Genomic DNA, 15,247 nt, shown 5'->3' on the forward strand with positions numbered 1-15,247 from the left:
GAGTGACCTATGAAATCTTTGCGTACGATCATCCTTATTATTGTTGCTCTGGGTTTTCTAGCAGTCAACCTGGTCTTTTTCCAGGTGGACGCAACTGAGTATGCAGTTGTAACTCAGTTTGGCAACCCCGTGAACGTCATTACCAGTCCTGGACTCTATGCCAAACTGCCCGACCCATTCCAGAGTGTGACCCGCATCAACAACCAACTACGTGTCTACAATCTGCCGCAGACCGAGTTTCTGACCGCGGACAAGAAGAACATCGTCCTTGAAGCCTACGCCACCTGGAAAGTGACCGATACCCTGACCTTCCTCAAGACCGTGAACGATCCGCAGGGTGCGGAGACGCGCCTGGCAGACATCGTATCGTCGGAACTTGGCACCGCTCTCGGGCAGGTGGAACTCAGCCAATTGGTCACTGTGGATGCGGCGCAATTGAAATTGGGGGATACGCTTCTGACCGTGACCCAGGGGGCGGCTGCTCGCACACAGCAATATGGCTTCGTTGTAACAGATGTTCGCCTCAAACTGCTCACCTTCCCGCAAGCCAACCTCACCAGCGTTTTTCAACGAATGAAAGCCGAACGGGAGGCAATTGCGCGCCAATTCCGTTCGGAAGGCACTGAGGAAGCCGCAAAAATTCGCGCCGGCGCGGATGCTGATAAAGCCAAAATTCTGGCGGATGCCAACCAGCAGGCGGCGGAGATTCGCGGGCAGGCGGATGCGGAAGCCATCGCCATCTACGCCGCCGCATTCGGGAAGGATCCGGAATTCTATCGCTTTCTCCGCACCCTGCAATCCTATGAGGCGTTCATTGACGGTAATACCACCCTCATCCTGCCCTCAGACTCTGAACTTTTGCAGTACCTCAACCCGGGCAATGTCACCGTTCCACCGCCCGTAGTCCCTTAGGAGGCTTCGATGACCACCAACCCTCCCACACCTCCACCTTCGTTCGATTGGCGCGGCGCATATCGCCGAGTGACTCAAGCAGTTGCTCGTTTTATACGCATACTCATTGGCGATGGCGAATCTCCCGTGGACGATCTGCGCGCTGCTTTCGGGCACCTTAACCCTCGTCGTATTGTCTGGGGCATATTGGGACTTGCCCTCGCCGGTTACTTCGCCACAGGAATTTATGTGGTCGCGCCCGGTGAGCTTGGCGTAGTGCGCCGCTTTGGAGCGGTGATCGAACCGCGCGCCGCGCCAGGTCTGCACTACCGCCTGCCGTGGCCAATCGACCGGGTGGATGTTGTCAATGTCAGTGATGTACGCCGTGAAGTCGTGGGTGTTGTTGAACCCGAGGAAGGACATGAACATCCCGAGCCGCCGTCCAAACTCCAGGTGCTTTCCGGCGATACCAACGTAATTGATGTGGAGATTGTCGTTCAATATCAGGTGCGTGACCCACAGGCGTATCTGCTCAATGTGCAATACGCGCCGTATAGACTTGTACGTGATGCCGTGAGGCAGGCTGTGACCACGCTTATGAGTCAGCAGCCGGTGGATGCCATCCTCACCACGGAAAGACAGGCTTTGCAGGACGATATTCGCGCCGAAACACAGAAACGATTGGACGAATACAATAGCGGGCTTGTTGTAGTCGGAATCAATTTGCAGAAGGCATTCCCGCCCGACGAAGTGTCCGCCGCCTTCACAGACGTGAACAGCGCCAAGGAAGACAAAAACCGCGCCATCAACGAGGCATCGGGTTATGCCAATAGCCTCATTCCCGAAGCGCGCGGGCAGGCTGAAAAAATTCTGGCAGACGCCGAGGCATACCGCTCGAATGTGCTTGGACAAGCCAATGGCGCAGCGCAGGCGTTCGAGGCTGTGCTGGCCGAGTATCAAACCAATTCCAAAATCTATGGCGAGGATGTGACCCGCTACCGGCTGTACCTTGAAGTGCTTGAAAAAATCCTGCCACGAGTGCAGATCTATACGGTGGACACTGAGAATGGAACGGTGAACCTCCGTTTATTCGGGAATCCCGCATCGACCCCTGTCCCCGCACCCTAAAGGTGAATAATGGCTGAAGGCTGGAAGCAAATCTGGGAAGACATACGAAACGCCCTGAGAGGCACGGAAGCGAAAGGGGAAGCTGCGCCATCCCTGGAGCCGTCTGAATCGCAGCAATCTAATTTCGAAGATCAGGCTATCGAAGATGATCAAGAAACGATTGCCAGTTCGTTGATCGAGGAGTCCAAAGAGGCGTTGGAACCCTCCGGCGAACTTATTCTGGAGCCAAGTCCGACACCGGGTCAGGTCTGGATGCGTCGGTTGTACAGGGGGGGATCTTATTTGTTGATGGCGATTATTCTACTGGCCGCCTTCTGGTTTGCAGGCGGCTATCGCTGGGCGCCGGATGTCTATTTCTGGTGGCTGCGTCTCACTGCGCCAAAGCCGCCAGCCTCCGATGTTGTTGCAACCTTCGATGGCGGGCAAATCACGATCGCAGATGTTGACGCCCACTTGAAGTTGCTCCTGCCGGAGGAGTACCAATCCGTGGCGGGGTCACCGGAAACACTGCTGGCTGTAATCGAGGATATGGTCACGGACGAATTGACAAGACGCTGGGCAGCTGCACGTCAGCCGGATCAGGATGAAACGTTCAGCCATACCATGCAGCATATCAATGAAAGTCTCAACCTGGAGTCGCTCGACCTTCAATTGCACGAAAATGAAATTCCAGTCTCAGAAAGTGAAATCCAGGCATACTACGAGTCCAACAAAGCTCAGTTTGGGGATTTGACGCTTGATCAGGTGCGCGAGCAAATTCGCCAAACACTTGTCTCTGAACGTGAGCAAGACTATATTGACCAATACATTCAGCGGCTGAAGGATAACGCCTCCATCAGCCGTAACTTCGACTTGCTCAATGTGCCAGCGCCTTCGGAAGATGATTTGCGCCGTTATTACGACGTCAACCTGGAACAATTCCAACTGCCGCGCCAGGTCCTTGTGGATGAATTGCAATTCGCAATCGGAGGAGATGAAGCGGCGGCTCGAAAAAACGCCGATGACGCGCTGCTCAAGATCCGCTCGGGTGCAACATTTGAGGAGGTCGCGCAGACCATCGTTGGTGCGTCCTTTCAAGGCGACATAACCGCACCCGAAGGAACTCGTGAGCCGGAATGGGATGCCGCAGTCTTTGAGCTGACCGATGGTGAATTGAGCGACGTGTTTCGCGCTGGGGATTCATTTTATATTGTGCGGTTGAACCAGTTTCGGCCGGCTCGCACAAAATCCCTGGACGAAGTTCGTACTGAGGTGTTGACAGCTGTGCAACAACAGAAAACGGATGAATGGTTCGCCGCCAATGCAAGCAAAACCATTTTCACGGTCAAAGGTAAAGGGTATACACTGGGTGAGTTTTACCAGGAATATCAGGAACTGCCGATTTCGACGCAGTCTCAATATGCCGGCGCGGATGGTATGCAGAAATTGGCTGAAGCGTTGATCGAGCGCCTGTTGCTTGTTGAGGATACATACGACCAATTGCTCGATGTGCAGAACAAGCCGTTATCGGATGAGTCAAGATTGCAAGTACTGAAACAGATGATGCACCAGGAGGAGGTGGATGACAAGATCCAGGTCACTGATGAAGAGCTGCAAAAATTCTACGACGAAAACATTGACTTGATGGCTCTTCCGCCCAAAGCTCGTATCCGCTACATCCGCATTGGCCTGGGACAGACAGAGGATGAACAAAAAGCTGCCCGCGCTCGCGCTGACGAAGCCTACAAAAAACTCGTTCCCGGATTGTTCCAACAAGGCGCGGACTTCGCTGGAATTGCCCAGGAATACTCTGAAGATCCCGAAACAGCCGCGCAAGGTGGAGAGCTTTCTGAATGGATTGGTGAAAGCGACGACATTCTGGCGGAGGTTCAGTTGCATCCCTTCCACGAAGTGGCTCTTGCATTACAGCCAGATGAGATTAGTCAACCCTTCCAGTTTGGTGACAGCTTGTACATTGTCCAAGTTATTGAACGCAGTGGTCCCGAACAGTTGCCATTTGAGCAAGCCAAGCCATATATAGAAGAAATACTTACCCAGCAAAAACATGATGAACAAATGGTCCAACTTCAAGAGACACTCCTCAAACAGGCCAACTTTGTCATCTATCCCACCGTACTGGAAAAATACTTTCAGGAACTGCAAACACCTGCGCCTCTTAATCCATCGCCCTGAGGAGGCTGATATTTTGGAGAAATAATGATGTCGGACAGGCAAAAGCCCTCAGTGTCGAAAATCCAAGGTTCGCATAAGAGCGCAACCCGCTGGCAGGAACGGCGCCGTCTTACTTGCCTGGTTTGGATATTGATTGCAGTGGTAATCGCGATAGGTCTGGCATTCCTGCCTGGAAATCAGGATATTCCGGCGATGGAAGTCAGGCTAGTTAACAGCCCAAGAGAGAGGCATTTGTATGAACCTGACTTCGATCCATCGCATGCATTTTGGCAGTACCCTGCAAAACATGACAGCGGCATCACCATTTCCGCGCCCCGAAGAAACCCTAATCCAAGATTAACTCTGGATACAAGCCTGCTGATATAATCCTATTTGTGGAAGACAACCGTATGGTATGAAGACACAACAACTGCTTTTTCTGACATTAATCCTCGGTGCACTCTTACTTGGCTTGGCAGCGCATGCAATTCCTGCGACCTCCCTCTGCGTTTGCACAGATCGGGCTGGCGATGTGCCTCGCGCGGCAGGTTTTGACATTTGCCTGGTATGCCAACTGCAAACAGGGATTATTCTTTCCGTGATTTTGCCGCTTCTCCCGGAAAGCAACCTGGTTGGTTTGATTTACGCATCCAGCCAGGTTCCGCAGAAACACGCCACCCGGATTCCACACCCTCCCACACTCAACTAATTCAATTTTTCTTGCGCCTGTTATGGAACTGGCGCTCTCCCGCTGTTGCGCTCCAATTGCGCGCGAGCGGGATTGTTATCATTGTTATCATTGTACCTATTTGGAGAATTTATGAAGAAAAGAAAAGCAAGAAAATTCCCGGTTTTGCTTCTTGCCGGAGGCGGGCTCCTGCTTATTGTGGCTGCCGTAATGTTAGGTTTGCAAAACGGAAGCATTCCGGCAACATCTTCCGAACCCGCTGTGTCGAGCGAACATGAGGAGGAAACATTTCCTGAAATTGAGCGCGTCTCACTAGAGGATGCGAAAGCGGCGTTGGATGCAGGAACAGCTGTATTTGTGGATGTACGTGGAGTCGATGCGTACAACATGAGCCATATACCCGGATCGTTATCCATCCCACTTGCCGAATTGGAGTCACGGCTTACCGAGCTTAACCCGAACCAATGGATCATCACCTACTGTACCTGACCCAGCGAAGAATCAAGCGCCCGTGCGGCGCGTACTCTGCTGGACAATGGTTTTACAAACGTCTCGCCTGTTTTAGGCGGGTTCAATGCGTGGATGGAAGCGGGTTATCCAACCGAGCCGTAGGGCTTTTCGAATTTTGAAGGAGTCAGTATGTTTGCAGGAAACAAATTTTTTCTACTATTTATGATTGCCACAACGCTTGTGCTTAGCGCGTGTCAATCCATATCTGCGAGTGGTGTTGGTGAAGAAGTAAGTATCGAAGGCGGGAGTTACCGTGTTGTCTCGGTTCAGGAATTACAAGGTATGCTCGAGAACAAGGATTTCACGATGATCAATGTTCACACACCCTGGCAGGGTGATATTCCACAAACGGATTCCCGCCTGGCGTATGATCAGATCTCAGAAAACCAGGATCAATTGCCGGTGGAGAAGGACGCGAAGATTCTGGTGTATTGCCTGACATCGGGCATGGCGAAGAAGGCAGTCGAATCCCTCGTAGACCTGGGATATACCAATATTTGGATGCTTGATGGAGGAACCACTGCCTGGGAAGAAGCGGGGTTGACACTCAAAAAAGAATGATGAGGCTGGCAGATGATATGGATCAGCCCTGCTTGAAAAGGTCATCATGAGACGATCAATTTCCCGCCGCGATTTTCTCAAACTTGCCGGCGTAGGTTTGGGTGCGCTGGCTTTTCGCCCCTTCAACCTTGAGTCATATTACACGCCCAAGCCTTTGCCGCAATTCCCGAACAGTGAAATTATCGGGCGCATTCTTGGCACAACGCAAGTCACGAATCGTCCAAGCAACGATCCGCTGCAGGCTTCTGCTCTGGGGACGTTGTACGATGACAATCTTGTTGAATGGGGACGAGAAGTGGTGGGAAATGCGGTTGGGCTGACCAACCAAAGATTCCTCGAAACACCGCAGGGGTATGTCTGGGCTTCTTTGGTACAACCAACGAGAAACCTGCCCAACGTGCCGATCACAGCGATGCCTGCTGGTGTTTCGGGGTTTTGGGCGGAAGTCACCGTTCCATATATCGACCTCGCCCTGGAAGGTCCCGTTGTCTCCTCCTGGCTTCAAAGTCTGATCAGTTATAACTTTCCGCCGCGCTTGTATTATGGTCAGGTCGTTTGGATCGATCAGGTTCGAGTGGATCCAAGCGGGGTGGTGTATTACCGTTGGAATGAGTCGCCGGGACATGGTTATGGTCCAGGCGATATCTTCTGGGCGGATGGCGCGGGGCTGAAAATATTGACTGAGGAAGAGGTTGCCCCAATCAGCCCGGATGTGGATCCCAACGAAAAAATTATCCGTGTGGACCTGACCTATCAAACACTGGGATGTTTCGAAGGTTTAAGGGAAGTTTATTTTTGTCGTATTTCAAGCGGGGCGGAGTTTAACGCCTATGGTGAACGGGTCGATAAGTGGAAAACTCCAACAGGCGATTTGAGCACCCATTGGAAGATCATTTCGCTCAACATGAGCGGCGGCAGTTCGGGAGCTGGCTATTCCACCCCGGCTGTGCCCTGGGTGAATATGATCAGCGGCGAGGGCGTCGCCATACATGGCGCCTTCTGGCATAATGATTTTGGTGAACGCCGATCCCACGGCTGTATCAATGTTAAACCCGAAGATGCCAAGTGGATTTTCCGCTGGACAACTCCCCATATTTCCCTCGCCCAAAGCGAACAACGCATGACATGGCCCGATCACGGCACGATTGCATCCGTAACCCAAATTGAGGTTTGAAACAAAATAAGTTTTTCCAACAAGATCGTGGCGATGCAAACCAGATTGGATTTTTAATGACAAAAATATCAAGTTCTACACCTGGAATGTCCCAACCTGTTCTCAATGAACGTTTGCGGGTGTTTCTCCATGCGCTGCTCTTTGTGCTTGGCTTTTCGCTGGTCTTCGTGATCGGCTGGGGCGGCTCGGTGACAGCGCTGGGTCAGTTATTTGGCGCGTATAAACGGGTGATTGCACAGGTCGGTGGTGTGATCGTCATCATGTTCGGATTGGCGACTCTGGAAGTGATTCGTATTCCGTGGTTTTATGCTGATACACGTGCACAATACTCGGGTCAACGCGGAACGTATGGCGGCTCGGCATTAATGGGCATTTTCTTCGCGGCAGGCTGGAGCCCGTGCATTGGCGCGACCCTGGGAGCGATCCTCACAATGGGACTTAACCAGCAAAAAGTGGGGGAAGCCATGTGGCTGTCATCGGGATATTCGCTCGGCTTGGGCATTCCATTTCTGGTGATGGCAATTGGATTGGAACGCGCAACGGATTGGCTCAAACGCATGAGGCCTTATCAAAAATATTACAAAATCGCCAGCGGCATCTTCATCATGGCAATTGGGATATTGTTGTTGACAAACACCATGAGCCTGATCGCGATCTGGGCATTCAAGAATGGATATTACATTGAGTCTTTTTCCAGTTATGCCGCCACGCCCACTTATCTCACTGCCATTGTCGCGGGGTTGCTCTCCTTTATATCCCCATGTGTGCTTCCGCTAGTGCCTGCCTATCTCGGCTATCTGAGCGGACATACAATACAGAAATCCTAATGATCAGAACAGGAAGCTCATGGAAACTATTACAAATTCTGAAGACACAATCACTTTCAAGCGTTCCCACTTTTATTCGGTACTTGTGGTTTTGGCTTTCGCGGTTGGAATCTTGACCGGGTATGTCGTTTGGGGACGTACATCGCCTCAAACCCAGGTTGCGGCGAATGATCAGCCCGTCGTTCAAGCGCCCGCTGTCACCCAGGCGCCCCAATTCACCCGTTATGATATTCCAGCAGACGGATTCCCAGGCATTGGACCTGCAGACGCGCCCATTGTGATCGTCGAGTTCAGCGATTTTCAATGTCCGTTCTGCAAACGATTCTACGATGAGACCTATCAGCAACTGATGGATGCTTATCCCGGAAAGATCCGGTTTGTCTATCGCCACCTGCCCCTGACTTCCATCCACCCTGAAGCATTCCCTGCGGCAGAAGCCTCGATGTGCGCCAACGAACAGAATGCCTTCCCGCAATATCACAACAAACTCTTTGAAAATCAGGACAAACTTGGGCGAGACCTATACTTGCAGATAGCCGCCGACCTCAGCCTAGATACCGACTCCTTCGAAGAATGCCTGGCTACAGGCAGATACAAAGACCTTGTCCAGCAGGATTCGGATTTTGCCCTTAACCTTGGCGTGCAGTCCACCCCCACCTTTTTCATCAACGGACTGGCAATCGTTGGCGCTCAACCAATTTCGGCATTTAAGCAAGTGATCGACATGGAACTTGCCGGGGAGATCCCAAAATAATTTAAGAATGAAACTCCTGAATCAACTCACCCGCCGGGATTTCCTCAAGCTCTCCGCATCTGGTGCGCTCGGATTCTTCCTTTCAGAACTGCGTCTTGGCGATGTCCTGGCTTCCCCACCATCCTCGCAGGGGCGCGTGACCTGGAGCGGAGTATCGCTGTACGACGCTCCAGCATTTACAGCCAGGGAAATCCACCGCTTTGGTGTGGATCAGGTGGTGGAAATCCTTGCCCAAGTGGAAGGCGATGATGGGTATGGCAACCCATACAACAATATCTGGTATCAGGTGGATAATGGTTATACCTATTCAGGCTGGATTCAGCCCGTGGAAACCCGTTATCAGAAAACGATCTTTGATGTTCCCACGAAGGGGCAGTTGGGCGAGATTGTTGTTCCCGTCAGCGAAACGCGGCTTGCCCCGTATGTGTTCGCCTCCAAGGGCCATCGGTTGTATTACGGCAGTACCCACTGGGTAAAGAGGGTTGTTGTTACGCGGGAGGAAAAAAGCATCTGGTATGAGATCTATGACGACTTCCTGAAAAAAACCTTTTATGTTTCGACGTACAACATGCGCCTCGTTCCGGACGATGAACTGTCTCTACTTTCCCCGAATGTGACTGACGCCGATAAATTCATCCACGTGGACCTCGCCACACAACTGGTGACGGCTTTTGAGGGCGAAACAATGGTGTTGTCAGCACGCTGTTCGAGCGGAGCAAAAGGAACAGAAACACCAAGGGGCGAATTCCTGACGTATCATAAAGGTCCATCCATCCACATGACCAACCAGGGCGATGCAATCGAGAATATCTATAACCTGCCCGGTGTGCCGTGGTGTGCTTTCTTCACGGGCAATGGTGAGGCATTCCACGGAACGTACTGGCACAACGATTACGGACGTCCACGCAGTCATGGTTGCATTAATCTCCCCTCGGAAACAGCAAAATTCATTTATCGCTGGACCAAGCCCACCGTTCCGCCGGATGTGGATTATGTCCATCTGCCAGGTGATGGCACGAGAGTACAAGTTGTCTGATTGGAAAACCAGATATGTCAAAAACGGTGCGCCATCGAATTGTTATTTTGGGGCTGTTGATACTCTTGTTGATCACCATCAACCTGCCTCCTGTCTATAACCGCCTCCTTTGACGCATCGATGAGTTGCGCGTCCAGAGCATGTATATATTTAATCCGCCCGACGAAGCCATCTTCCAGCCCGGGCAACTGGTTAAAACCCCAACTGAGGCTTCAGAGCTACCGCAAACCCCTGGCATTATCCCTTCGACCCCAACGCCCTATCCCCGTTTGCCCAATCCTACTCCAACACTGACAGGAAGCACATTGCCAGAGTCAATTTCATTAACCGACTTTACCTATGTCGACCAGAGTGAACGCTGGAATTATTGCGGCCCGGCAACCCTTGCAATGGCCCTCAATTATTGGGGATGGACGGGAAACCGTGATGATATTGCCAGAATTGTGAAACCCGGTGTTCAGGATCCGCGGCTTGACTTTATTCAGCGCGGCAAATGGGATAAAAACGTTATGCCCTACGAACTGGCTGACTACGTTCGGGATAACACAGAATTCGATGCGATCATTCGTTACGGGGGAGAGATTGATTTGGTTAAGCGCCTGATTGCCGCGGGTCTTCCGGTGGTCATTGAAAAAGGGTACTACGAAAGGGATTACACAGGGAAGGTGGGCTGGTTGGGACATTATGCCTTTACAACTGGATATGATGAAAAAGCGGGTGTGTTCATCTATCAGGAGACCTATCCGCCTAAAGGGGAAAGTGGCAAGGACCGGACGATTCAATATGATGTGTTTCGCGAAGGCTGGCGCGGATTCAATTATCTGTTCTTGGTCGTCTTTCCGCCTGAGCGCGAAGCCGAGGTCTCGAATCTGTTGGGTCCCTGGAACGATTCAACCTGGGCAAATCAACATGCACTTGAGATCGCGAACGCCGAGGTTCAGACCCTGTCAGATAATGAGAGATTCTTTGCCTTGTTTAACGAAGGAACCAGCCATGTCTCTCTACAACAGTATTTTGAGGCTGCAGAAGCCTATGATCTGGCATTCTCAGTTTATGCCAGATTGGATCAGAACGAGAAAACCCGCCCCTATCGCATCATGTGGTATCAAACAGGACCTTATTGGGCCTACTACTATTCTGGTCGATATCAGGATGTGATTGATTTGGCAAATACTACTCTCAATGAGACCATCGCTGATCCAACACTTGAGGAAAGTCTCTACTGGCGGGGACTGGCGCAGTATGCGCTTGGCGATTTAGAAAGCGCCATTGCAGATCTCCGGGAAGCGGTGCGCCTCAACCCGAACTTCGAGCCAGGCATCACCAAACTTCAGGAATGGGGTGTCAGCAAATAATGATTGAGCTTGTGGATTGTGGTGACTTATTGCATTTGGATGAATGTTTTGGATTATGAGAAGGTTATCCCGACGTGATTTTCTAAAGGTAAGCGCAACCACCTTGAGTGGGCTGACGTTTCTACCGTTCGGGGCGTATTTTGATTCGTTTGACGACTCGAGCTTGGCCCGTGTGACAACAGAATCTGTCAGCGTATATAGCCAGCCTAATGATGATAGCCAGATTGTGGGGCAGTTTTTTCGGGATGAGTTGATTCACATATATAAAGAGGTTAATTCAGGGAGTCCGGCCTATAATCCAATCTGGTATCGTGTGTGGGGCGGATATGTCCACAGGAGTCGGCTGCAAAAGGTCAAGGTCCTTTATAACCAACCTCTGACCAACATCGTGGATGGGACCCGGCAGGTGGCTGAAATAACCGTTCCCTATACACAAGCCATGCGTTACACCAAGACCTACGGCTGGCAGCCGAATCTGCGGTTATATTACGGATCGGTTCATTGGATCGAAGCGGTGGAGGAAGGCCCGGATGGCGAACCGTGGTACCGGATATTTGATGAATTAATTGGCTTTACGTATCACGTGAAAGCGATACACTTGAGGCACATCCCATTCACAGACTGGGAACCTCTAAACCCCACAGCACCATTGGAAAATAAACGAATTGAAGTCAACCTAAGTACCCAAACCCTGACTGCGTATGAGCATAGTCTCATTGCTTTTGAAACAACCATCTCCTCCGGAATCCCCGCCGGTCGCCCAAGTCCCAACGTAATTTCGACCAAAACACCCACTGGAGAGTTCCGAATCATGTCAAAGTACCCATCGAAGCATATGGGAAACGGAAGTCTATTTGCCGGAGTGGATGATTACGAATTACCCGGCGTTCCGTGGACTTGTTTTTTTACGGAAGCTGGCCATGCGTTTCACGGAACCTATTGGCACGATAACTTTGGGACACCCATGAGTCACGGGTGCATAAACATGCGTACCGAGGAAGCCAAATGGTTATTCCGCTGGGTGCGCCCTGTTCATGGGCCTGATCGTATTTACACTCCCGGGTACGGAACACAAGTTGTAATTACTCCATAAAAAATGAACCAAGAGCTTCGCCTTTTGATCGCATGACAATTCATTGAACAAAGCAAAGAAAATTAACGGAAAACCGTAGAATGAACTCAACAACCAATTTTGAAGTCACGCAAGACGTCAGGCAAAAAGTGATTAAGTTCGTAATACAAAACGGCTTTATTACCAACAGACAGTGCCGCTTGCTTCTTGGAATTGGATACGGGCAGGCAATTGCGTTATTCAGAAAACTCGTGGAATCCGGTGAATTGATTCGTGAGGGCAAAACATCTTCGGTTAGATATCGGTTGCCAATCAAATGATTGCCTCATAAGCAAACACGTGATCGACGCAGCGATACACTCAGTGATTGACATAATGAGCTGTTTATTCGGTCTTTGATCTCACCTTCAGCCATGCCGGCAGCCATCAAATCTACGGCATCGCGCCTACAAAGTTGAGCGCATACAACGCATCCTCATAGCCCGGACGGATGGATAGGGCTTTGCGCCAGTCTTCGATTGCGCCAGTGGTATCGCCTTTGCGATAAAGCGCCCATCCGTGCCACAGCCAGGCCTCTTCGGACATTTCCGTGCGTTGCAGGGCATACTCTGTCAGAGCCAATAAATCATCTATTCGGTTCGTCTGGAAATTCGCGATGAATGGACCGAACTGGTAGCGGAACATTCGTTGTGGTAAGCCAATCTCGCGTGCCCTGTCATAGGCCGCGTTGGCTTCATCGTATCGTTCAAAGTACACGAGGTTGCTGCCCACGTTGAACAACGCGAACGCGTCGTATGGGTCTTGAGCGGTAGCGGCCTGCGCGATGGCTAAGGCGTTTTGCCGATTCAGTTCCCTGTCCCAGTTTGAGCCGAGCAGGGTTTTGACCCCCTCCTCTTGTTCAGGGAGATAAACTACCAAATACAGATAGTTAAACGGCTTCCATTCCGATTCCAGTTGTTCGTCGGGAATCTTTTTATCAGGCCCGCGATATGCATCTTGCACGGTGAATGTTTGGGTTGCATCGTCGTATCCAGTGAGAAGCAGATAGTGTGCCGCCCAGAGATCATCGTCAGGCCAGCCTGTGTCATCGGGATTGAGGGATGTAGTCCCTTCAATCATCACGGGATACGCGGCGGCAATCAGGCGTTTGAGCGTTTCGATATCGCCGCCCACGCGGTATTCGATGCGGAGCCAACCTGCGTAATTGCGTACCCAATAAGCCATCTCTTCAGGATTCACGTTGCGGTCGCCGTTGACGGGCTTGATGACATCTGAAATGGTCTTCTGGTCACCGGTCCAACCGAACATGTGCAGCATCATTGAAAGTGCGGCGGGACCACAGTTGTTCGGGGTTTGCTTTTCGTAAGGAGGGGAGCTAAGAAACGCTTGTGGCGGAGGCGGCGCCAGAGTCGGCGTGGATGAGATGGGTGTTGCAATGACTTCGTTAGTCGGCGTAATCTGGCTGGTTGGGCTTGCAACGCTGGTAGGCGCCGGTGTATTTGGAATCGCCGTCGGCGCCTCACCGACGGGATTGAGCACGTTCCTTACATAGGTCTTTGCGACTTCATATCGCCATGCGATGCGGCTGTTGATCGCTGGGATTTGAAGAATCAAAATGGCGAGCAGGAGCAATCCGGCACCAATGAATAGTATGTTTCTTTTTGACATTCGGAAAAGTGTACCAGAGGAGGTAGGTTTGAAACTATTTCTTCGTTTGCCTGTCAAACAAAGTGAGAAGAACAAAATTAAAGCGTGGAAGCCTTAATCCTCCCTTAGAAAAAAGGAACGAGTATGAAGAGATCCCTCGTAATCGCTCTCCTGATAGTCGCACTTGTATTCGTACTTGCAGGTATTGGCACAGTACTCTTCTTTACTTTCGATCGCGGTGGCAGGGGCTTTGTTTTCGACCAAAGCCTAGTCTCTGCCACGGCTGAAGAAAGCAAGACCTTGAATGTGGAGGGTCGTGTCACTCTCAAGGTGCAGGATGATGCAGGGAATGTGAGCATTGTCGGTGGAGAAGGTGAAACGGTTGAGGTCAAAATTGTAAAGACGAGTAATGCCCTCACACAAGCGCGTGCAGCGGAAGATCTCAAGAACATCCGATATCAGATCGAGCAGGATGGCAATGTGGTTACACTGACTTATGATCTCAGTAGAATCAACACCAGGGATGTAGATACGGTTGACTTCATCATTACCGTCCCAAACGAAGTGATTGTCGATGTGAATGCGGGAATGGGTGAGGTGAATGTTTCAGGCACGAATGGCAATGTGATCATCTTCAACGATTTTGGCGATGTGATTGTTGAAAACATTGAAGGCACAGTTAATGTCGAAACCAAAGGAGGTCGAGTGGATGCCTCCTCGATCAACGCGGGAGATGGGAGCATCGACTTGTCCTCCGGGTTTGGAAAAGTCTCCCTTGAAAAAGCCACAGGCAAGGATATAAAACTTTATTCAAACAGCGGCTTATTGGAAATGAACGATGTACGCGCTTCCGGGGATATTGAAATGTCCACTGACTTTGGCGATATCTTCTTCAATAACGGCTCCTCGAATTTACTGACCGTTGAAACAAAAGGCGGAAAAGTCAGCCTTGGTCAACTCAATCTCCGCGGCGCACTCACAGTACAAAATAACTTTGGGGAAATCGAACTCGAACAGGCAAAAGCAACATCTTATGATCTACAGGCCGGGAGTGGCTCGGTAACAGTGGACGGCGCCCAGGGCAAACTCAAGGCAACCTCTGATTTTGGTTCCATTATCATCAAGAATGCAGAGAATGTTACGGTTGACCTGGATACCAAGAGTGGTTCGGTGGATTTCGAAGGCTCGCTCGGCGATGGACCTCATAATATTCATTCGAGCTTCGGCGAGATTCATATTACCGTCCCTGCGGATTCGGCGCTCAATGTTGACCTCAAAACGGGATTTGGCTCAATCGAATCCGAAATCCCAATAACAGTCACACTTACAGACACAACGAAGGGAAGCCAGCAGACAGGCACAATGAACAATGGCGGCAACCAACTGACAGTCGAGACGGAGAACGGAAGTATTTCCATCGAAGCCAGCAAATAGCAAACGACCGCTCGTTTTG

The 15,247-nt window shown here is 51.0% G+C and carries 14 protein-coding genes; 13 read left to right on the forward strand and 1 reads right to left on the reverse strand.

The genetic code is table 11. The features are described 5' to 3' along the window. Positions 1 to 9: 9 nt before the first annotated feature. From hflC to HS100_12935, 12 genes are all read left to right on the forward strand, one after another. Positions 10 to 912: a protease modulator HflC gene (gene hflC / locus HS100_12880; protein MBE7434803.1), complete on the forward strand. Its 903-nt coding sequence runs from the start codon at positions 10 to 12 to the stop codon at positions 910 to 912. A gap of 9 nt (positions 913 to 921) precedes the next feature. Then, complete coding sequence (gene hflK, locus HS100_12885; protein MBE7434804.1) at positions 922 to 2,019, forward strand: FtsH protease activity modulator HflK; 1,098 nt, start codon at positions 922 to 924, stop codon at positions 2,017 to 2,019. Between the two features lie 9 nt (positions 2,020 to 2,028). Next, on the forward strand, positions 2,029 to 4,191 hold the full coding sequence (locus HS100_12890) for a peptidyl-prolyl cis-trans isomerase (protein MBE7434805.1): 2,163 nt from the start codon (positions 2,029 to 2,031) through the stop codon (positions 4,189 to 4,191). A 799-nt stretch (positions 4,192 to 4,990) separates the two neighbouring features. Beyond that, positions 4,991 to 5,347, forward strand: coding sequence for a rhodanese-like domain-containing protein (locus HS100_12895; GenBank protein MBE7434806.1), 357 nt, complete (start codon positions 4,991 to 4,993; stop codon positions 5,345 to 5,347). A gap of 150 nt (positions 5,348 to 5,497) precedes the next feature. After that, positions 5,498 to 5,929 carry a rhodanese-like domain-containing protein gene (locus tag HS100_12900; GenBank protein MBE7434807.1) on the forward strand — a complete coding sequence of 144 codons (432 nt, stop codon included), beginning with the start codon at positions 5,498 to 5,500 and terminating at the stop codon, positions 5,927 to 5,929. A 46-nt stretch (positions 5,930 to 5,975) separates the two neighbouring features. Then, complete coding sequence (locus tag HS100_12905; GenBank protein MBE7434808.1) at positions 5,976 to 7,103, forward strand: L,D-transpeptidase family protein; 1,128 nt, start codon at positions 5,976 to 5,978, stop codon at positions 7,101 to 7,103. A gap of 638 nt (positions 7,104 to 7,741) precedes the next feature. Further along, positions 7,742 to 7,930: a hypothetical protein gene (locus HS100_12910; GenBank protein MBE7434809.1), complete on the forward strand. Its 189-nt coding sequence runs from the start codon at positions 7,742 to 7,744 to the stop codon at positions 7,928 to 7,930. 19 nt (positions 7,931 to 7,949) lie between these two features. After that, a complete protein-coding gene (locus tag HS100_12915; protein ID MBE7434810.1) occupies positions 7,950 to 8,684 on the forward strand; it encodes a DsbA family protein in 735 nt (244 codons plus the stop codon). 7 nt (positions 8,685 to 8,691) lie between these two features. Next, positions 8,692 to 9,720, forward strand: a complete 1,029-nt coding sequence (locus HS100_12920; GenBank protein ID MBE7434811.1) for a L,D-transpeptidase — start codon at positions 8,692 to 8,694, stop codon at positions 9,718 to 9,720. A gap of 140 nt (positions 9,721 to 9,860) precedes the next feature. Further along, positions 9,861 to 11,075: a C39 family peptidase gene (locus tag HS100_12925; GenBank protein ID MBE7434812.1), complete on the forward strand. Its 1,215-nt coding sequence runs from the start codon at positions 9,861 to 9,863 to the stop codon at positions 11,073 to 11,075. A 103-nt stretch (positions 11,076 to 11,178) separates the two neighbouring features. After that, positions 11,179 to 12,168, forward strand: a complete 990-nt coding sequence (locus HS100_12930) for a L,D-transpeptidase (GenBank protein MBE7434813.1) — start codon at positions 11,179 to 11,181, stop codon at positions 12,166 to 12,168. Positions 12,169 to 12,248: 80 nt separating this feature from the next. Next, positions 12,249 to 12,467, forward strand: coding sequence for a hypothetical protein (locus tag HS100_12935; protein ID MBE7434814.1), 219 nt, complete (start codon positions 12,249 to 12,251; stop codon positions 12,465 to 12,467). Positions 12,468 to 12,579: 112 nt separating this feature from the next. Here HS100_12935 and HS100_12940 read toward each other — a convergent pair whose 3' ends face one another. Then, the gene (locus HS100_12940) at positions 12,580 to 13,815 is read right to left on the reverse strand and encodes a C39 family peptidase (GenBank protein MBE7434815.1); all 1,236 of its coding nucleotides are present in this window, start codon (positions 13,813 to 13,815) and stop codon (positions 12,580 to 12,582) included. A gap of 123 nt (positions 13,816 to 13,938) precedes the next feature. On the opposite strand from HS100_12940, the gene HS100_12945 reads away from it, so the two are divergent. Next, positions 13,939 to 15,228, forward strand: a complete 1,290-nt coding sequence (locus HS100_12945; protein ID MBE7434816.1) for a DUF4097 family beta strand repeat protein — start codon at positions 13,939 to 13,941, stop codon at positions 15,226 to 15,228. Positions 15,229 to 15,247 lie beyond the last annotated feature (19 nt).

The organism is Anaerolineales bacterium, from assembly GCA_015075725.1.
Taxonomy (GTDB): domain Bacteria; phylum Chloroflexota; class Anaerolineae; order Anaerolineales; family Villigracilaceae; genus Villigracilis.